Below are 20,587 nucleotides of genomic sequence, written 5' to 3'. Positions count from 1 at the left end.
TTTAGGGCAGAGGAGGTACAGCACAAGCGTTCGGAGCTCGGATGCGGATGGTGCGTGCAAGGGTAGGTGCAATCCGGTTGGTTGTGACCGGCGTTTCGATGAGTAAAGGTTTGATGCCAGCTCCGTAGAGAATGATAGGGAAGGGCAGATAGGAGACGGAGGGGAATAGTTCTTCTCGGGTCTCTTCGTTATAGATTTTCCACCCCGGAGCCACTTGGATGAGGAGGTCTCCGCTGACATTGTGGTTGAATCCGTTTCTGACTTTCTGCAGCAAGCGGTTGTCGAACAGCAGTTGATGAGCTGTGTAGACTTCCTTCACGCCCGAACTTTGAATCAGAAAGTCGCGTGCCTGACTGAGCACTTCGTTCAAGTTGATGCGTTTCTGTTCGAGCAAACGTTTGTTGAGATAAATCTCATTACGGTGCACACCATCTACGATTCGACTCTCGCCGTAAAGCGCATTGAGATAGATATTGAGCAGATTGGCCGTGCGATTGATGTAGAACGTTCCCGAGGGGATGTTGAATCGAGCGTAGTCTTGATATCGAGTGTCTGTGCAACCGGTGCTGGTGAGCAGAAAAACCACATTCTCCTTGCCCACTTTATTTTCAATTTGCTCAATGAGTTCGGCCACACTGGTGTCGAGATAGCGGTAAGTCCACTCGGCGGTTTCCTTTCCTTCGGTAGCAGTTGTGCGGGCCGATAGGGTGACAAAGAGCAGATCGCTCACGTCGTCCCGTCCCATTGCGTTATCGTTGATGCAGTCGATGGCCAACTGGGTTGTAGCCAAGTTCGCGTTTTTCTTTTGCTCCTGACCCGCTATGGCGCGCTGATAGGCATCGATCCACGTTTGTGCAGCGCGGGGATAAAAGGCAGAAGTCGTCCACTTCTGTGTGTGCTCGTCTCTCCAAAAAGCACCGTCGGCAGCATGTCCGCCTTGCAAAACGGCAGCATCGCGATCGGCAGCAATCGAGTAAACCAATCCGCTTCCGTTGGTCGAAAGCTTCAATTCGTCGGCGATGGTTGAGGATAGGATGTTGCCGGGCGACACCAAAAACTTCTTATCAAAGGTGCATTGCACCGGGCGTAGCGTCTCTCTGCTGAGCCATTGCCGAGCCGTTATCCCGTTGTCGTTGGGCGATGCACCGGTAGAAAGAGCAGTAACAGCCGAAGCCATGTCCACCGGTGTGAAGTCGTATTGTGCGTTTTCATAAACTCTTCCTTCTCTCAGCAGCTTTCTCAGGCCTTTGTTGCCATAGAGTGCGGCAAAGTGTTCCATGTCGTTGCTGTTCAGCTGGTCCACCGTTATGCTCACAACCAGTCGAGGAAGGGTTGTGTTGGGTTGAGCCTTGCATTCCAGGTGGGCAAGTGTTGCCAGGGCGATGACAGAGAGATATTTGTTCATTCTTTTCTATTGCGATAAAGGATGTATGTGTATCTAAAGAGCAAAGACAATGCCAAAAAGCGGATTCCCTCGGCATAATCTTGGAAAAGTCCGCCGATGAAGAAGAGAATCATCAGCGCGCACCAAACCTTCAGCCATTTCAGAAATCGTTTTTTGCCGCTCTCTCGACAACTGCTATATATATATAATAAGGTGAAAGGGCAGAAAAAGAGTATCTGTAGGTTGAGGCTTACCGTGGGATGTTGCGAGAAAATCATGGCCAAGAGCACCATGCCCACCAATCCGCAGACCAGCAGAATCGTTGCATCCAACCACCGGAAACGTGTTTTCCGCTTGCCCTCGATCGCCGTCAGCACGAGAATTAGCATCGCTACCATCAGCATACATACCCTTGGCGAGAGAGGAAACTCAGAGGGGAGCGTCTGCACTCCCGGAAGAACCACCCATCCCGAGCGGCTCACCAATCTCTCCGTCGACCCTTTTCCGTGATGGAGAAGAGCCCGCTCAAAGTCCTGTTTTAAGTTCTCCGGCAAGAACTGTTGCTGCTCATCGTCGATAGGCCAATCTGCTTTCAGACCTAAGAGCATATCGTTTCCGAAGCGAATCCATGGCGAACGACTGCAACATCGGTGCACCAAGTCGCGATAAGAAACCCGCTCGTCGCTTTTCTTTCCATAATCCACCCTGCGCGTCAGATGCCTCGTAATCATGTCGCGAGCCCTTGTCGTGCAGTTGTCGTAAAAATAATTGTAGCGGTAAACGCGATGTTCGGGCCGGTAGTTTTCGTCGATAGCTTGTGCAATCACCTGTTTTTCTTTAGATGTGAGGTTAAGATGCTGTTCCCAAACGCCACTTCCTCGCTGTGCATACTGCGCGCAGAAAGCATCGAAGGGCTCTATGCCCATCTCATAATCGGTGAGTCCGAAGACGAACCGCAGCACAAAAAACGACTTCTGAAACGAAAACATACCATAGTTAACGGCCAAATCGATGCCTCTTGTCTTGTCTTCATATCTGATGGCCGTGTGTCCGTACAAACTGTACACGTTTTCGTAGGGTTCGCAGGTGAGCAGACTGATCTGCACCGAGTCCATTTCTCCGTGCAAAGCCTCTTCCGCCTTGGCCGCGGTCTGCCAACCGGCAACCAGGAACACCACAAAAAGATAGCCTAAAACCCTCAATCGATTCACTGTACAAGCCTTTTCTTTTCGGTCTCTCCTCTGTCTTTTACAGGCGTAAGAGAGCCTCCTACAATCATTTGCAGGCCTTTTCGACAGACAAAGGTAACCATTTGCCCGTATTTATACAAATGTTGAGAGCGCAAATTGCATCTGTTCGTCCCCGTCATCTTTGGGCTCACCTCTCGACATCAGTCTACAGCCAAGCCCTTGTCGGTCTTTGAGAAATGCAAAAGCTAAGCAAATGCCGTGCGAAAGCTAAGAGATTGGCATGCAAAAGCTAAGAAAACGACGTGCAAAAGCTAAGAAAATGGGATCTGCTTTCTAATCTATTGATATTCAGTGTGTTGCAGGCATGGAGAAAGAAGGGAAACTTCTGCGCGGGAAAGAGTGGAAGAGGAAGAAAAACAAGAGGCGTTATCTCTGCCACCAAGAGGTGGGTTCCAGGCTTGTTGTACCCGCTTCTAACCCATATTTCACGGCGAAGGGAAAAACAAAAAAACTTTATAATTTGCCGAGGGATGCGATAATATCGTTTTTTTTCGATACTTTTGCCCCTAAAATCACTTGTGAGCAGTTGCCTTTCATACTGTCTACACCTTATTATATATGAACGACAAATAGGACATGACTCCTTTAAAAAAGATACACATCACGATGAAAAGAACATTAGGCATAGCCTTGATGGCGGCCATCTGTGCGGGTGCGTCCGCACAAAGCGGCACAAACTCTCCCTATAGTCAGTTTGGATTGGGGCTACTTTCCGAACAGACCAGCGGTTTTAGTCGCGGTATGAACGGACTAGGGTTGGGATTCCATGAAGGCAATCAGGTGAATTATCTTAATCCGGCCTCGTATGCTCGCATCGATTCGCTGACGTTTATCTTCGACGCAGGACTATCTTTGCATCTCACCAACTTTGCCGAAAATGGGAAAAAGAAGAATGCCAAGAATGCCTATTTGGAGTATGTCGTGGCCGGATTCAGGGCCGGGAAGGGTTTAGGATTCAGCTTCGGATTCGTGCCTTACACCAATGTGGGGTACAACTACTCTACGACGGGAAGCATTACCACCTCATCGGGTACGACAACTTATACCAATGGCTATGCAGGAAACGGCGGATTGCATCAAGTTTATGTAGGCGTAGGCTGGGAACCGTTGAAAGGTCTGGCTCTGGGAGCCAATGTTTCTTATCTTTGGGGCAACTATAATCGCTCCTTTCTGAATAGCTACAGCGACGCGTCGGCCAAAACTGTGGCTCATTATTATACGGTGGATGTGCGCAGCTATAAAGCTGATTTCGGTGCACAATATACCGCTCGCATCTCTGCTAAGAATCGTCTGACGTTGGGCGTAACCTTTAGTCCGGGGCATAAAATCGGCGGACAGCCGGCACTGAACGTGATTTCTACCAATAGTCAGACCAATGTCTCGGACACAACGACCTATGGTGGTGACATGAAACTTTCCATCCCCACCACATTTGGAGTGGGAGCGATGTGGAATCACGACCAAAAATGGGAGATAGGTGTGGACTATACCCTGCAAAAATGGGCTTCGCTGCAATATCCCGACTATGTGGTCGACAACCACGTGGCCACTTATGCGCTGCGCGATCAGATGTTTTCCGACCGGCACAAGCTCACCTTGGGCGGCGACTACTGTCCCGCCACCACCGGACGCGGCCTTTTCAGGCGCATACACTATCGTGCCGGTGTTTCGTATGCTACCCCTTATGTCAAGATACAGGGCAACGAGGGGCCGAAAGAGCTGAGTGCCAGTTTGGGTTTCTCAATGCCCATTATCAATGGTTATAACAACCGCTCGCAGTTGAATGTGAGTGCGCAGTGGGTTCGCTCGAGTGCGAAGAACTATATTCGGGAAAATATTTTCCGTATCAACGTGGGACTGACGTTCAACGAACGTTGGTTCATGAAGTGGAAGGCCGAATAAGAAGGCTTGCTCCATCGTTGCACATCCGCATTTGCATGATGCCATCCTTCTTCAAAACAACGTTATGGGCTCTGTGTTTGGGCTTTGTGGCGGTGCTATTCTCCTGCGAAAAAGCGGTGGAACATACGGCTCCGGCGGTGAATCCTCGCGACTCGGTGCCTGTGATGGTGACGTATGGCGTCAATACACTCATCTCAGACTCGGGTGTGGTTAAATATCGAATCGTTACCGAGCGATATGAGGTGAACAAAGCTAAGGAACCCTCGCGCTGGATCTTTGATAAGGGCATTTTCCTGGAAGAGTTTGATGAGAATTTTCATGTGCAACTCTACATCCAATGCGACACAGCGTACTACTATGACACGCAACGACTGTGGGAATTGCGGGGCAGAGTGCGGGTGAAGACCAAAGACGGCGTGCGTTTTTATAGCGAAGAGCTGTTCAGAGATGAGAATCTGCATGAGCTCTACTCCAATAAATTCTCGCGATTGATCACCCCCGACCGACAGTTGCAGGGTAATTACTTCAGGAGCGATGAGCGAATGACGCGCTATTACGTGTCGAACTCGAAAGGTTCGTTTGCCCGTACCGATATTGCCGGCAAGAACGACACCCTCTCTTCGGCCCCCGATACAATGAAAGTGATGCTCCGCCCATCGGCTATCCCTCAACGACGGTACAACTTCGGGCAGCCTTGACAATCCCCAAATCTCAAATCGATAGTAATCATCGACTATGGACGACCCCATCAGTATCAGTCTTCTTCTCGGCATCGCAGTGACAATGGTTTTCTCGGCCTTCTTCTCAGGCATGGAGATAGCTTTCGTTACGAGTAATCGAATGTTGGCAGAGATGGATAAAGAACGCAACAGGCTGGCACAGAAAGCACAGACTGTGTTTTATAAACATCCCAACAACTTTGTCAGTACGATGCTCGTGGGTAACAACATCGCCTTGGTGGTGTATGGCATTCTCATCGCCCGCCTCTTTGATAACACCCTTTTCAGAGGCATGGATGTAAGTTTTACGGTTCCGGCAGATACCGTTCTCTCTACGTTGATTGTGCTGTTCACCGGCGAGTTTCTGCCCAAGACGTTCTTTAAAAACAACCCCAACCGGTTGCTCTCTCTCTTTGCGGTTCCTGCTTACCTGTGTTACGTGGTGCTGTGGCCGGTGAGCCGCTTCTCCATCTTCCTGTCCCGCATTCTGCTACGCTTGGTGGGCGTGCGCGTGAAGAACGAAAATGAGAATATTCTCTTCACCAAAACCGATTTGGATTACCTGGTGCAGTCGAGTCTGGACCAAGCTAAGCACGACGGAGAGATAGACGACGAGGTGAAAATTTTTCAAAACGCACTCGAGTTTCGCGACACCAAGGTGCGCGATTGCATGATTCCGCGCACTGAAATCAATTCGGTAGACCTCAATTCCTGCACCGTCGAGGCCTTGACGCAGAAGTTTATCGAGAGCGGAAATTCAAAAATTATCGTCTATCAAGACGACATCGACCATATCGTTGGTTATATCCACTCGTCCGAACTGTTTCGAAATCCGCAGCAATGGCAACAGCATATCCGCAAAATGCCCTTTGTGCCCGAAACAATGGCTGCCCAAAAACTGATGCAAACCTTCTTGGTACAGAAGCGAAGCTTAGGGGTGGTGGTGGACGAGTTCGGCGGAACGAGCGGAATTGTTGCCCTGGAAGACATCGTTGAAGAGATATTCGGAGATATTGAAGACGAACACGATAGTCAAAAATATGTGGCTAAGCAGACGGAGAACGGAGAATATGTGCTCTCTGCTCGTTTGGAGATAGACAAAGTGAACGGAATGTTCGGCCTGGATCTGCCCGAAAGCGATGAATATATGACCATCGGCGGATTGATTCTCAGTCATTATCAAAGTTTCCCAAAAATCAATGAGGTGGTGATCATCGGGCGTTTCGAATTTAAGATTATCAAGAATGCGATGAACAAAATAGAACTTGTGAAACTAAAAGTCAATGACTAAGCCCACTTTTTTAGATGAAAGAGAGGGGTTTGTCGTATCTTTTTCGTATTTTTGTGCGCATTTTAATGCCATTTTAAATCTCATACGCCGCTGGCAGGCACTTCCTTATAGAACGTTTTGCCAAAGGCCTGAGAAACAACCAATAGGAATAGAAATAAAATAATTAAAAAACTAAAAAATATAATGGCAGCATTAGGAAAGATTAGAAGCCGTGGCAAGATTCTCATCGGCATTATAGGTCTGGCTTTGTTTGCGTTCATTGCCGAACAGGCTGTGGAAAGTTACAATACCACAAGAAACAATGAAAAGCAGCAAGTGGGCGAAGTGTATGGCGAAAAAATCAGTGTTCAAGAGTTTCAAAAGCTCGTCGACGAATACACCGAAGCCCTAAAAATGCAACAAGGACAAGAAAACCTGAACGACGAACAGATGAATCAGGTGAAAGACGCTGTGTGGAACAGTTATGTACAGTCTAAATTGGTGGAAGATGAAGCCAAGAAGCTGGGATTGACTGTTACCGACCAGGAATTGCAAAACATTCTTTCGCAAGGCACCAACCCAATGCTTCTCCAAACTCCGTTCGTTAATCAGCAAACGGGACGCTTTGACGTGAGCTCGCTCAAGAAGTTCTTGGCCGACTATAAAGCGCAAAAGATGACCAATCCACAGATGGCATCGCAGTATGAGGCTATCTATAAGTATTGGACTTTCATCGAAAAGCAACTTCGTATGCAGTTGCTCGCACAGAAATATCAAAGTTTATTGGCCCATTGTCTGCTCTCTAATCCCGTAGAAGCCAAAATGGCTTTCAAAGAAGAGAATGAGGAAAGCCAAATACAACTGGCCTCTTTGCCTTATTCGAGCATCGATGACAGTAAGATTCAGGTATCGGAATCAGACCTGAAGGCTAAATACGACGAATTGAAACCCCGTTTCAGACAGTTTGTCGAGACCCGTAATATTAAATATGTAGATGTCCAGGTGGATGCATCGGCAGCCGATAGAGCCGCTTTAAAAAAGCAGTTTGCCGACTATGCAAAGGATTTGGCCGTTGCTGCCGACCCGTCGACGGTGGTTCGGAAGAGCACTTCGTTGGTGAATTATTTGGGTATTCCTGTTTCCAAAGAGGCTTATCCCGCAGACATTGCAGCACGACTCGACTCGATGGGAGTGGGCTCTGTCTACGGTCCTGTTGAGAATCGGCAAGACAATACGTTGAATATCATCAAACTGATGGCTAAAACCCAATTGCCCGACTCGGTGCAATATCGACAGATTCAGGTGATGGGAGCTTCGGCAGAGGCGGCACATAAGACGGCCGACTCTATCTATGCGGCTTTGAATAATGGAGCTGATTTCGAAGCGTTGGCCAAGAAATACGGACAGACGGGTGAAAAGACGTGGATTACAACCCGTCAATACCAAAACGCACCGTCGATGGATAAAGATACCAAAGAATATATTGCAAGTCTTAACACTCTGCCTGTGAATGCCGTTAAAAACATTGCGCTGACACAGGGAAACCTCATCGTGCAGGTGCTCGACCGCAAGGGGATGATCAATAAATATGATGCGGCGGTGATTAAGAAAACGGTAGACTTCTCGAAAGATACTTATCGCACGGCTTACAACAAGTTTAACTCTTTTGTCGGAGCCAATCCAACTGCTGAAGGCATTGTGAAGAATGCGGCTAAGAGTGGTTATCGTCTGCAGGAAGCCAATGAGGTGTCTACCGCAGAACATTATTTGGCCGGCATTCGCAGTACGCGTGAGGCACTCAAGTGGCTCTTCGATGCAAAGGAAGGCGACGTTTCTCCTCTCTACGAGTGTGGAGATAATAATCATCTGCTGGTGGTTGTGCTGGATAAAATCAATCCGGTGGGTTATCGCAGCTTGAAAGATGCACAGGTGAAGGAAATCGTTAAGGCCGAAGTGATTCGTGATAAGAAAGCAGAACAGTTGATGGCGAAACTCAATGGAGTGGGAAGCATTGCTGCAGCAAAGGCCAAAGGGGCTATGATTACACCGGTGAACCAAATCACTTTTGCTTCGCCTGTGTTCATTACTTCGACCGGTGCTGTCGAACCGGCACTAAGTGGAGCAGTCTCTGCCGTTGCCAAGGGAGCGTTTGACAAGACTCCGGTAAAAGGAAACGCAGGTGTCTACTTGTTTCAGGTTACCGGTAGGACGATGCGTCCTGTGAAATATGATGCAAAGGCTCAGGAGCAGAAGTTGCGCCAGCGTGCGATGCAGTATGCTAGCAACTTTATGAATGAGCTGTATGTCAAGGCTAAGGTTGTAGATAATCGCTATCTGTTCTTCTAACCGAGGTGGATGGCCTCCGAAAGATGGTGGACATCCCTTTATAGAAGACATAAGAAAGAAGAAAATGAAAAAGATGGTTTCGGAAAAGATCCGAAACCATCTTTTGTTTGTCAGAACTCTGTCTGTTATAACTGTTGAATACGGGTATTGATCAGGTGCATGAGTTCTTCGCATCTTTCACAACTGAATACGTGGATGCAGGTCGAGGTGTGGATGGCAAGCATTTGTTGAGGGTCCTTTACATAGGCATGGTAGGGCCCCAATGTCTTACTTTGAAAGGTTCCATAATGCCCGAAGAAGAACGCAATGCTCTTTGGACGAATGTCTTCGATGATGTTTTCTTTGCGCTCTACGCTCTGAATGCAGTCTAAAGGAATGGAGACTCGACCCATTCGACGATGAAGGGTGAGGTGAGTGTTGGAAAGCGTTACCTTCTTGATTTGAATAAGGAAAGCGTAAAGTACAATGAAAATGCTGACAATGAAGAGCAACAGATAGAGATAAAAGCTGAGAGCATCGACGGAATGGCGAGCCATACCGCCCATACAAAACATGAAAATGCCGTGCATCAGTAGCATTCCTGCAATCGTTGTTCCCAAAATGAGTTTGGAATAAGGGGTGTAGAAAGTGTACATATGTGTGGTCTTGAATGTTTTGGACAAAGGTACGCAATCTCGAATCTTCAACCAACTTTCGTTGTCGATTGTTGTTGTGGCAACATGAGCTTGGGTTGAACGATAGAACAGGGCCATTTGGGGTATTAAAAGATAAGAATACCTTATTTAATAACTGCAATGAAACTTTTTTGTAAAAAACGATTCTTTTCAATTTTATTCTTTATCTTTGCATAAAATAGGTTACACTCAGCAATTTGAGAGCAAGCTTTCATTGCTCTCATTGACACCATTTTTGCATAAAATAGGTTGCATCCTTTTGGAAGATAAACTTTGATAGAGGTTTTTTCTTAAGAAAATAGCGGAACCTTTTCTTGGGCGTAAGCCTCCATGAGTTGAATGCTTAAATGATTTGTAAATGAAAGATTTTTTTAAAAACGTATTTGCGACAGTTGCCGGACTTTTTCTTTTTGGTGCCATTACATTCGTTTTCGGATTGATGACTCTTATCGGTATGATTGCTTCGGACGAGACAGTGAAAGGGATAGAAGATAATTCTGTCTTGGTGTTGAACCTTTCAGGTGAGATAACCGAGCAGGGCGGAAACGATATTTTGGGAAAGCTGACGGGGAATGCACTTAATGAAATTGGATTGAACGACCTTCTTTCGGCTATCAGAAAGGCAAAGGAGAACGACAAGATAAAAGGTATCTATATTGAAACCGACATGTTGAGCGCACGCTATGCCACATTGCAAGAATTGCGAAAGGCATTGCAGGACTTTCGCAAGAGTGGTAAGTGGATTGTTTCCTATGGAGATCTTTACACGCAAGGTGCATATTATTTGGCTTCGGTAGGCAATAAGGTGTTCCTCAATCCTCAAGGAAAGGTAGATTGGCATGGCTTAGCTTCGCAACCTTATTATATTAAAGACCTTGCAGCTAAGTTTGGAGTGAAATATCAAGTGGTGAAGGTGGGAACGTATAAGAGTGCTACCGAATTCTTCACTGAGACGAAAATGAGCGATGCAAACCGTGCACAGGTAACGACTTTTCTTGGCGGTACATGGGATTATATTTGTCGTGAGGTGTCAGAAAGTCGCGGAGTTAGTGTAAAAAAGCTGAATGAGTATGCTGATAAATATCTGTTGCTTGCAGAACCGGAAGACCTTGTGAAAAACAATATGGTAGACCGCTTGTTGTATGCGGACCAGGTAAAAGCAGAGGTAAAGAAGCTCCTGAAGATAGACGCTGACGATGAGATTTGTCAAGTGGGTATTGCTGATATGCGAAATCAACCTGAGAAGGCCAATGATGCTGATGATCGAATTGCCGTATATTATGCTCAGGGTGACATCGTGCAGAACAGTGCGGCCGGGATGTTTACCTCGGGTAACGACATTGTGGCGAAGAAGGTTTGTAAGGATTTGGAAGACTTGATGAATGATGACGATGTGAAGGCAGTTGTTGTGCGGGTAAATTCTCCTGGTGGGGATGCTTATGCTTCTGAACAGCTTTGGCACCAGATCATAGAATTGAGGAAACGCAAACCGGTTGTTATTTCAATGGGAGATTATGCTGCATCAGGCGGATATTATATGAGTTGCGGAGCCAACTGGATTGTAGCGCAGCCGACAACGCTAACAGGCAGTATCGGCATCTTTGGCGTATTCCCCGATCTGAGTGGACTGGTAACCGAGAAGCTCGGGGTGAGATTTGATGAGGTGAAGACCAACCGTAACAGTGCGTTTGGCAATATCTACGCCCGTCCGTTCAATGTAGAAGAGATTGATATATTGCAAGAATACATCAATCGCGGTTACTCACTCTTCCTCAAACGTGTTGCCCAAGGTCGGAAAATGCCTGTAGATGAAGTTGATAAGATAGCCCAAGGGCGTGTTTGGTTAGGTAGCGATGCGATGAGAAGAAAGTTAGTAGATCAGCTTGGAGGTATGAGCGATGCGGTGAAGAAAGCTGCACAACTGGCGAAACTAAAAGATTATGGGGTTGACGAATATCCCGTATTGCCGGGTTGGCAGGAGCAATTGTTCAATATAACGACACAACGTGGCACACTTGACAACCACTTGCGATTGACATTGGGTAGCTATTATGAACCGTTTATGTTGATACGCAAACTCAATGAACGCGAAGCCATACAGGCTCGCATGCCCATGGAGCCGAATATTAGATAGATGGAAGTATGAGAACCGAGGGTGATTTTATCAAAATACGAGAATGGCTTTTGCCTTTGAGTTGGCTCTACGGATTAGGAGTGTGGATTCGTAGTCTACTCTTCAAGATAGGCATTCTCAAATCACGGGCTTTCGACATTCCTATTATCTCGGTTGGCAATATTACGGTGGGCGGATCGGGTAAGACTCCTCATGTCGAGTATTTGGTGAAATTACTGAAAGAGGATATGAAAGTGGCCGTGCTCTCGCGGGGATACAAACGTAAGAGTCGAGGATACGTATTGGCGGATGCTCAAACTCCGATGCCTAGGATTGGTGATGAGTCCTATCAGATGAAAGAGAAGTTTACTGATGTCTACGTGGCAGTAGACAGAAAACGCACTCGAGGCATATGCCGACTGATGGAAGACAAAGATACGGACGATGTAGATGTCATCTTTCTTGATGATGCCTTTCAGCATCGGTATGTCAAGCCGGGAATAAATATCTTGTTGGTAGACTATCACCGACTGATTATTTATGATAAATTGCTGCCTGCGGGTTGTCTGCGTGAACCTCAAAAAGGTAAAGAGAGGGCCGACATCGTGATTGTTACGAAATGCCCGAAGGACCTGCGACCGATGGAATACCGGGTACTAACAAAGGCCATGCAGCTATATCCCTATCAAAGTCTTTATTTCACCTCATTGGAATATTCCCCCATGCGGCAACTTTTTGGTGAGGAAGAAAGAGATGTAGATTCTCTGAAGACGGATGAACAGGTGTTATTGCTTACGGGTATCGCGTCACCTAAGCAACTCTTGCACGACTTACAAATACACACTTGCAACATACAACAGATGTTTTATGCCGATCATCACCAGTTTACAGCGAAAGATGTGCGACATATCAATCAACACTTTGCTGCTATCCCTCAACCTAAACTTATCATCACAACAGAGAAAGATGCTGCGCGCTTGAAGTATACTAAGGGATTAAGTGATGAAGTGAAACAACATCTGTTTGTTCTTCCGGTGCACATCCGGTTTATGCATGGACAAGAAGAATTTAATAACAAAATCATAAGCTATGTACAGAAAAATTCAAGAAACAGCATCCTGGTTAAGGCAAAGGATGACCACAAATCCCAAAACGGCCATTATCCTGGGAACAGGACTGGGACAATTAGCTTCAGAAATAACCGATAGATACGAATTTCCCTATAGTAAGATACCCAATTTCCCCGTCTCTACGGTAGAGGGGCATGCAGGAAAGTTGATTTTTGGCCGTCTTGGTGGAAAAGATATAATGGCTATGGAAGGTCGGTTTCACTACTATGAAGGTTATGACATGAAGGAAGTGACTTTCCCACAACGTGTGATGTACGAGTTGGGCATTGAGACGCTCTTTGTTTCCAATGCCTCGGGAGGGATGAATCCCAGTTTCTGCATCGGCGATCTCATGGTGATTGACGACCATATCAACTTCTTCCCTGAGCATCCATTGCGTGGAAAGAATTTTCCCACGGGTCCTCGCTTCCCAGATATGCACGAAGCCTATGATAAAAATCTGCGCTCATTGGCCGACGATATTGCTAAGGAGAAAGGTATTCGAGTGATGCATGGCGTATATGTAGGCGTTTCTGGACCGACATTTGAAACGCCTGCCGAGTATAAAATGTATCATCGCTTGGGGGGCGATGCAGTAGGAATGAGTACCGTTCCCGAGGTAATCGTAGCACGCCATTGCGGCATCAAGGTGTTTGGCATGAGTATTATTACCGATTTAGGATTGGAGGATCAGCCTGTAGAAGTGAGTCATGAAGAGGTACAGGAAGCTGCCAACAAGGCACAGCCGTTGATGACCGAGATTATGCGAGAGATGATAAGGAGAAGTGCCTGATCTTTGATAGAAAATAATAATTATGACCGATATTTCAACCCTTGGCGAGTTTGGGCTTATCCGACATCTCACCTCCGACATCCAACCCGGCAACCCATCCACTCTTTACGGTGTGGGTGACGATTGTGCGGTGTTGCACTATCCCCAAAAAGAAGTGCTTATCACGACTGACATGCTGATGGAGGGTGTACACTTCGATCTCACCTATATTGATTTCTATCATCTGGGCTACAAGGCTGCGCAGGTGAACATCAGCGATATCTTTGCTATGAATGGGACGCCGCGGCAGATCACGGTGAGTATTGCTTTGAGCAAGAGATTCAAGGTGGAAGATATGGAGGAATTTTACAACGGACTGAAAACTGCTTGTAAAGAGTGGAAAGTAGATATTGTGGGAGGAGATACGACCTCGTCTTACACTGGACTGGCTATTAGCATTACTTGCATCGGTGAGGTCGACAAAGAGGATATAGTCTATCGGAACGGAGCCCATGATACCGATTTGATTTGTGTCTCCGGCGATCTTGGTGCGGCCTATATGGGACTGCAATTGCTTGAACGCGAAAAATCGGTTTATTATCAACAAGTGGATGAAGCACGGAAGAAGAACGACACTCGTACGCTTGAGCAACTCAAGAGTTTCCAACCCGACTTTGCCGGAAAAGAATATCTCTTGCAACGCCAGCTTCGCCCTGAAGCTCGTGGTGACATCATCGCTCGTTTGCGCGAAGCAAACGTTCATCCCACAGCCATGATGGATATTTCCGACGGACTAAGCAGCGAACTGCTTCACATCTGTCGTCAGAGCAATTGCGGATGTAGAGTATACGAAAAAAGTCTGCCTATCGACTATCAAACCGCCGTGATGGCCGAGGAATTAAACCTCAATGTAACCACCTGTGCCATGAATGGCGGTGAGGATTATGAATTGCTGTTCACCGTCCCAATAGGCGATCACGCAAAAATCGAGGCTTTGGAGGGAGTGAAACTCATCGGGCATATCACCAAACCTGAGTTCGGCACATGGCTTGTTGCACGCGACGGTGCTGAGTTCGAACTGACGGCACAGGGTTGGAATCCATTAAAACAAGAGGAGTCATAGTGTAAAGACTCTTCTTTGTGTTTCCTCTTGTAGGATAACTCCCTGGTAGATGCATCTTGTGAAATTAGTCTTGCGATTTCTCTTTCGAAAACTTCTATCCTCCTTTGTTATAACTAAAATCAAAAGAATCAATGAAAAAGATAACAACTAACATGCTTTTATTGCTGTCCGGAGTGCTACTTGCATCGTGCGAAAAGCCGATTTTGGAGAATGAACCAAAGGTGAAAGCCGGCGAGATGAATATCGTATTCAATGTATCGGCCATAGAGATGGTTCCTTTCCCAGCGCTCTCACCGCAGTCGCGATCGATGGTAAGTATTGATCAAGTGTGCAGTCGCATTAGTTTGGCTCTCTTTAAGGGTGAAGAGAAGGTGAAGTCTGTTAATCAGACGCGGAGAGATGCTCATTTCGGTCGATTGACTGTAACTGTTCCCAAGGGTACTTACAAAGTGGTGATTATCGCTCACAACGGAGCAGGCACGGCAACGATTAGCAGTCCTTCCAAAATCAAGTTTACCAACAACAAAGTGACCGACACCTTTTATTATTGCGGCGACGTGACAGTAGAAGAGGCCGGACAGCAGACTCTCACCCTCGAACGAGCCGTAGCGATGTTTCAGCTCAACATCAGCGATGCCATGCCCGAGAAGATCGCCCGATTGGTATTTAGATACACGGGTGGCAGTAGCACGTTCGATGCTGTGAGTGGACAGGGATGCATTAAGTCGAAAGAGATGGAGACGCGTGAGGTCTCAGCAGAACAATATGGCAAGCCCAGTTCCTTTCAGATTTACACTTTCCCCCGTGCCGACAGTCAGGAGCTTCGCATACAGGTTTCGGCAGAATCTAAGACGGGAGAAGAAGTCATCAAACGGGAATTTTTGGAGGTTCCTATCCAAAAAGGGCAGATAGCAAGATACACGGGAAATTTCTTCGACGGTTATGTCGATGCACAATCGCGAGAACTTGGTTTGCAGGTGGATACTGTGTGGAAACGAATCGAGAGATTTTATTAAAAACCGTTTCTTAGTCCATCTACTGGGGGGAGAACCCCGTTTTTTAGTCAATCCTGATCATCTACCAGGGGTAGAATCTTGTTTTCCCACTTTTTCGCTCAGCTTTTCTCATCGCTTCGCTCCGAACTTGTGTAATAATATTTTGTACAACGAGGCAAATCCCGTACCTTTGCAATCCGTCAATTGATTATCAACACATCACAAACATCATGGATATGAATCCTCTGAAAAAAGATTTTGCTGAGCGTTTGCTCAAGGTAAAAGCCATTAAATTGCAGCCCAACGAACCTTTCACGTGGGCATCGGGATGGCGTTCGCCCTTCTATTGCGACAACCGCAAGACACTTTCGTTCCCCCAATTGCGCAGTTTCATCAAACAAGAATTGGTGCATGCCGTGTTGAAACATTTTCCCCAGGCCGACGCTGTGGCAGGAGTGGCTACGGGAGCGATTGCACAAGGCGCGCTCGTGGCCGATGCTCTGCATCTGCCTTTTGTGTATGTGCGTAGTAAACCCAAAGACCACGGACTGGAAAACCTGATCGAGGGCGAACTCGAACCACGTGCTAAGGTGGTGGTGATAGAAGATCTCATCTCGACGGGCGGTAGCAGTTTGAAAGCCGTTGAAGCCCTCCGGCGGTCGGGATGCACGGTGGTGGGCATGGTGGCAGCTTATACTTACGGTTTTGCTGTGGCCGAAGAAGCCTTCAGAGAGGCCGATGTGCAACTCGTGACGCTCACCGATTACGACCATGTAGTAGCTCAAGCCTTGGCCACGGGATATATTACGCCAGCCGATGTAGAACTGTTGAACGACTGGAGAAGGAGTCCACAGACGTGGTAAATCGCATTCGATGTGCCCAGAGAAACGCATTCATACAGTATGGAGCGTCTCTTGGAGCCTTTGTTTTTGTATACTAATACTTTAATTTCTTAGATGTCTACTTTTGAAAGCAGTATCCGTGAGATACAATTTACGCAGACAGCGGTGTTCAACACCCTCAGCGATCTCTCTAACTTGGAACGCGTGAAAGACAAACTGCCGCAGGATAAGCTCGAACAGTTTGCTTTTGATAAAGATTCGCTCACCATCAGTGTGAATCCTGTTGGGCAGATCAAACTTCGTATCATCGAACGCGAGGCCCCCAAATGTATCAAGTTCGAAACGGAAGAGTCGCCCTTACCCTTCAATATGTGGATTCAGGTGGTGCCATTAGGTGAGAAAGCCTGCAAAATCAAGCTCACCATTAAGGCCGAACTTAATCCCTTTATCAAAGGTATGGTGAAGAAACCTCTTTCCGAGGGACTGGAAAAGGTGGCCGACATGCTTCAGCTCATTCAGTACGAATGAGCTAGCAGCAGGTGTAGCCGGCAGAGTCTGCCGAGGGAAACGGCATCTATACAAACCCCGCAATGATGAAACGGCGAAGGATGATCAAAACCATTAAGCGTATCTTTGTCCTGGCAAGCAGTGTGTTAGCTCTGGCTTGCGGTGACGCGCAGAACGAATTTAGTTCGGCGCGGTGTTTTTTTGTGTTCGATAATGCAGTGCATCAGAACAGCGTCCTCTCAGCAGCAATGACGCCGCATGCCCATGTTTTCGCCACGGTGAAGAAGACTACGACCTGGGTGGGCGGTCATCAGGTGATCTATCTCTCATTTACGAGCAATCAAGGAGGGCAGACCGAAGCCTCGAAGGCCAATGCCGTCGACCTGAAACGCACTATTCTCTTGGGTCTGGGCAACGGATTGGTGGTGGGTTATGGACATCTGAGCGACCCACTGACGTTTTACGCCTACGACTTAGAGTGTCCCAACTGTTTCTCGGCAGACGTCATCCCGCAAAAAGACTTCTTTCTCACCATCGACGGCAATGGCACCGCCACGTGTTCCACCTGTCGTCGCCAATACGATTTGAACAATGGCGGCATCATTACGGCAGGCGATAGAGGACATAAACTCATTCGGTATCGGGCCAGCACCAGTGGTCCGCTTGGTGTTTTAGCGGTGAATTGATTTCGAGGAACGAGAAAAAGAACGTCATCATAACCAAACAGCGCAACCAAGGAGAGGCAAATCTCTCTTGGTTGCGCTGTTTGTATACAGGGATGAAAGGAATGATAAAGATCTGCTCTACCGGTAAAATCAACCGGAGAGACGACCCTTACAACCCTATTTTCTCAAGAATGTCTTTCGGAACAGCATTCTTGTTTACCATGAAATCCATTGTCTTCAGAGCCACGTAAGCCTTGGTCATATACCAAATACCTTTATAGTCGCCATACGTTCCCCAGGAGTTTTTCACCATATAATATTCCCTTCCATTCTGATCCTTGGCAATACCGAAGATGTGCATGCCATGATCGTCGGTGGTTTCCCAGTTGTCGTAAGCCTCCTGACGCATCTCCTGCGTAGGAACCAGTTCCGGAGCGTTGATGCCCAACGAGTCGTAGCGACTCTTTTTCTCTGTGGCCGAGAGCTTGAACCAACGGTCGGCATCTGTGCCAGCCATCGACCGAACCTTTTTTGCATCGATAGCAATGCCCAGTCCTTTGCGGGTGAATCCATCTTCGGTCACATCGCCGCCCCATCCGATGGTATATCCGTTCATAATGGCATTGTCGATGATGCGGGTCAGATCTTCGATGGGAACGTTATAGCTCTGCGCCCATCGCCAATTATCTTGCACTTCCACGGCAAACTTCTTGTACCAAGGATGGTGTGTATAGCTGGTGAAGGTAATATAGTTGTCCCAATCCAGCCCGAGACTCTCGGCAAACGACTTCGGCGTGTAGCTCTTCCCTTCGTAAGTGAAGTTCTCGGGACATTTACCCAAGTAGGCATCAAGGATGCCTTGCAGACCATTCTTCCAGGCCGGAGACAGCTTTTTGCTCTTACTCTTTGCTACCGCGGCGACATAGGGCGACAGCACGTCGAAAAATTCGCCGAAGTTGGCCAACGAATCGCCAGTCATTGTTCCCGGCAGAGCCATGGCTTCTTCGGGCACAATACCGTGTGTTTTGATGACATAAATAGGGTCGTCGAAACTACCTCCTTGCGCAAAAGACACGTCTCCATGCGTACGAACGGCCTTAACGGCACGATCCATATAGTTTTTGCTGGCAATAAACATCTCGCTCAGGTTGTAAGTCTTACCTGAAGCCTTGAGAATCTCGCTCTCGATGAAGCTCATCGTGGCGTAATCCCAGCAAGTTCCGCTGCGATTTTGGTCTTTAATACTGGTGATTTTGTTCTCTTTCACAACGGTGAACACAGGCTTGTTCTTGTTGGTTGTTGTCTTTGTTTTAGGCGTTTTTGCACAGAGGCTCGTTGTCGTGAAGGCAACGAGTGCGGCAAGGAAGATTCTTTTCATTATTGTTTTTGTTTAAATTTTATTGTATACGTCGCTCTTATGTGGGTAATGAGTTGGCAGACATTTCGGCTGTTCGGCCTGACAGGCTCGCAGCCCCTTGTCTATCACGATGCCATATAGTCTTCAACGTCTTTGGGATGATAAGGTATCACCTGTTTACCGATGATTCTGCAACCCTCGTCGGTGATGAGAATGTCGTCTTCCAAGCGGATTCCGCCGAAGTCTTTGTAGCTTTCCAAGAGGTCGAAGTTCAAGAAATCCTTGCAGTGACCACAGGCTTTCCAACTGTCGATTAGAGCCGGAATGAAATAAATACCCGGTTCGTCGGTCACGACAAAGCCCTTTTCCAAACGTCTGCCCATACGTAAAGCACTGGTGCCGAATTGTGTGGAAGGTTGAATCTCTTCGTCGTAGCCCACATAACGCTGGTCGAGCGACTCCATGTCGTGCACATCCATGCCCATCATGTGCCCCAATCCGTGCGGCAAGAACATCGCATGTGCACCGGCCTGAAGAGCCTCTTCGGTGTCGCCTCGCATCAGTCCGAGCTCCTTCAATCGGTCGGTCATCATCCGGCACACGCCCATGTGCACGTCATAATACTTCACACCAGGCTTCGACAGCTCTAAAGCGTGGTCATGACAAGCCTCTACAATGCTGTAGATTTCAAGCTGCCGCTGCGTGAATTTTCCGCCGACGGGCATTGTGCGGGTATTGTCTGAGCAATAGTTGTTGATCGTTTCGGCTCCTGCATCGCACAGAGCCAGTCTGCCTTCCTCGAGCAAAGCCATCGAGGGATTGCCATGCATGATTTCGCCATGTTGCGAGAAGATGGTCGGAAAGCTTACCATTGCCCCATAGGAATGGGCGATTCCGCTCACCTGTCCGCCCACAAACTTCTCCGTAACGCCCGGCCGTACAAGCTTCATCGCCGTTGTATGCATCCGATAACCTATCTCGGCGGCGCGTTCCAGTTCCTCCACTTCTTGGTCTTCTTTCACCGAGCGCATCTTGATCACCGCGCGGATGAGTGGCATCGAGGCCGCATCTTTCTGCTGATTGGGGTGAATCCCCAGCAGGTCGAACAGTTGTAACTTGATGTCATGCCGATAAGGTGGCAGGAAATGCAGCTTACGTTTCTGCCGCATAGCCTCATGGCAGAGCGTCTTTAGCTGCTTCATGGGGGCCGAGTGGGTCACACCCACCTGTGAAGCCATTTCCTGTACGCTGTCTACCGAGCCATACCATACGATGTCGTCAATGTCTATATCGTCTCCAATCAATGTTTCCGTGTCGTTATCAATGTCGATCACACCGACAAGACCATCGCGTTGCACACCGAAATAATACAAAAACGACGAATCCTGACGGAAAGGATAATAACCGTTGTTTGGAAAATTGCAAGGCGACTCGTTATTGCCGAAGATCAGAACGATGCCACTTTGTACCAGCTTCTTCAGCTCGGCACGCCGACGAATGTAGGTTTCTTTGCTAAACATGATATTCTGTGTTATGACATTTGCTCGCAAAGATAGAAA

At 47.5% G+C, this 20,587-nt stretch carries 17 protein-coding genes; 12 read left to right on the top strand and 5 right to left on the bottom strand.

Going from position 1 to position 20,587, the window contains the following annotated elements; all coding sequences use genetic code 11:
- Position 1: 1 nt before the first annotated feature.
- Together J5A66_RS07725 and J5A66_RS07720 are read right to left on the bottom strand one after the other, a co-directional pair.
- Positions 2 to 1,405: an alkaline phosphatase family protein gene (locus J5A66_RS07725; protein ID WP_211790066.1), complete on the bottom strand. Its 1,404-nt coding sequence runs from the start codon at positions 1,403 to 1,405 to the stop codon at positions 2 to 4.
- On the bottom strand, positions 1,402 to 2,595 hold the full coding sequence (locus tag J5A66_RS07720; RefSeq protein ID WP_249109945.1) for a DUF4105 domain-containing protein: 1,194 nt from the start codon (positions 2,593 to 2,595) through the stop codon (positions 1,402 to 1,404). The genes J5A66_RS07725 and J5A66_RS07720 overlap by 4 nt, the downstream gene beginning before the upstream one ends.
- Before the next feature lie 645 nt (positions 2,596 to 3,240).
- Between J5A66_RS07720 and J5A66_RS07715 the strand changes: the two genes are divergently transcribed.
- From J5A66_RS07715 to J5A66_RS07700, 4 genes are all read left to right on the top strand, one after another.
- The gene (locus J5A66_RS07715; protein WP_211790065.1) at positions 3,241 to 4,536 is read left to right on the top strand and encodes a hypothetical protein; all 1,296 of its coding nucleotides are present in this window, start codon (positions 3,241 to 3,243) and stop codon (positions 4,534 to 4,536) included.
- Between the two features lie 35 nt (positions 4,537 to 4,571).
- Positions 4,572 to 5,234, top strand: a complete 663-nt coding sequence (lptC, locus tag J5A66_RS07710) for an LPS export ABC transporter periplasmic protein LptC (RefSeq protein ID WP_371742850.1) — start codon at positions 4,572 to 4,574, stop codon at positions 5,232 to 5,234.
- Positions 5,235 to 5,271: 37 nt separating this feature from the next.
- A complete protein-coding gene (locus J5A66_RS07705) occupies positions 5,272 to 6,546 on the top strand; it encodes a hemolysin family protein (RefSeq protein WP_211790064.1) in 1,275 nt (424 codons plus the stop codon).
- Positions 6,547 to 6,729: 183 nt separating this feature from the next.
- Positions 6,730 to 8,871: a peptidylprolyl isomerase gene (locus J5A66_RS07700; protein ID WP_211790063.1), complete on the top strand. Its 2,142-nt coding sequence runs from the start codon at positions 6,730 to 6,732 to the stop codon at positions 8,869 to 8,871.
- A 125-nt stretch (positions 8,872 to 8,996) separates the two neighbouring features.
- Here J5A66_RS07700 and J5A66_RS07695 read toward each other — a convergent pair whose 3' ends face one another.
- On the bottom strand, positions 8,997 to 9,506 hold the full coding sequence (locus J5A66_RS07695) for a PH domain-containing protein (protein WP_211790062.1): 510 nt from the start codon (positions 9,504 to 9,506) through the stop codon (positions 8,997 to 8,999).
- A gap of 397 nt (positions 9,507 to 9,903) precedes the next feature.
- Here J5A66_RS07695 and sppA point away from each other — a divergent pair, with 397 nt between their 5' ends.
- From sppA to J5A66_RS07655, 8 genes are all read left to right on the top strand, one after another.
- The gene (gene sppA / locus J5A66_RS07690; RefSeq protein ID WP_211790061.1) at positions 9,904 to 11,679 is read left to right on the top strand and encodes a signal peptide peptidase SppA; all 1,776 of its coding nucleotides are present in this window, start codon (positions 9,904 to 9,906) and stop codon (positions 11,677 to 11,679) included.
- 8 nt (positions 11,680 to 11,687) lie between these two features.
- The gene (gene lpxK, locus J5A66_RS07685) at positions 11,688 to 12,866 is read left to right on the top strand and encodes a tetraacyldisaccharide 4'-kinase (protein ID WP_211790060.1); all 1,179 of its coding nucleotides are present in this window, start codon (positions 11,688 to 11,690) and stop codon (positions 12,864 to 12,866) included.
- Positions 12,748 to 13,560 (top strand): purine-nucleoside phosphorylase, encoded by an 813-nt coding sequence (locus J5A66_RS07680; RefSeq protein ID WP_211790059.1) that lies wholly within the window; start codon positions 12,748 to 12,750, stop codon positions 13,558 to 13,560. The genes lpxK and J5A66_RS07680 overlap by 119 nt, the downstream gene beginning before the upstream one ends.
- A 22-nt stretch (positions 13,561 to 13,582) precedes the next feature.
- Entirely contained in the window at positions 13,583 to 14,662 is a 1,080-nt protein-coding gene (gene thiL / locus J5A66_RS07675) for a thiamine-phosphate kinase (RefSeq protein WP_211790058.1), read from the top strand.
- A gap of 131 nt (positions 14,663 to 14,793) precedes the next feature.
- A complete protein-coding gene (locus tag J5A66_RS07670) occupies positions 14,794 to 15,678 on the top strand; it encodes a FimB/Mfa2 family fimbrial subunit (protein ID WP_211790057.1) in 885 nt (294 codons plus the stop codon).
- Positions 15,679 to 15,893: 215 nt separating this feature from the next.
- Positions 15,894 to 16,520: an orotate phosphoribosyltransferase gene (gene pyrE, locus J5A66_RS07665; protein WP_211791471.1), complete on the top strand. Its 627-nt coding sequence runs from the start codon at positions 15,894 to 15,896 to the stop codon at positions 16,518 to 16,520.
- Between the two features lie 93 nt (positions 16,521 to 16,613).
- Entirely contained in the window at positions 16,614 to 17,027 is a 414-nt protein-coding gene (locus J5A66_RS07660; RefSeq protein WP_211790056.1) for an SRPBCC family protein, read from the top strand.
- Between the two features lie 62 nt (positions 17,028 to 17,089).
- A complete protein-coding gene (locus J5A66_RS07655; RefSeq protein ID WP_249109943.1) occupies positions 17,090 to 17,692 on the top strand; it encodes a hypothetical protein in 603 nt (200 codons plus the stop codon).
- Positions 17,693 to 17,840: 148 nt separating this feature from the next.
- Here J5A66_RS07655 and J5A66_RS07650 read toward each other — a convergent pair whose 3' ends face one another.
- Both J5A66_RS07650 and J5A66_RS07645 read right to left on the bottom strand, forming a co-directional pair.
- The gene (locus J5A66_RS07650; protein WP_211790055.1) at positions 17,841 to 19,049 is read right to left on the bottom strand and encodes an aminopeptidase C; all 1,209 of its coding nucleotides are present in this window, start codon (positions 19,047 to 19,049) and stop codon (positions 17,841 to 17,843) included.
- Positions 19,050 to 19,153: 104 nt separating this feature from the next.
- Complete coding sequence (locus J5A66_RS07645) at positions 19,154 to 20,548, bottom strand: aminopeptidase P family protein (protein WP_211790054.1); 1,395 nt, start codon at positions 20,546 to 20,548, stop codon at positions 19,154 to 19,156.
- Positions 20,549 to 20,587 lie beyond the last annotated feature (39 nt).

The sequence above is a fragment of the Prevotella sp. oral taxon 475 genome (assembly GCF_018127805.1).
Lineage (GTDB): Bacteria > Bacteroidota > Bacteroidia > Bacteroidales > Bacteroidaceae > Prevotella.
The sequence above is the reverse complement of the archived record's forward strand: the minus strand, read 5'-3'. Positions and strand labels throughout refer to the sequence as shown.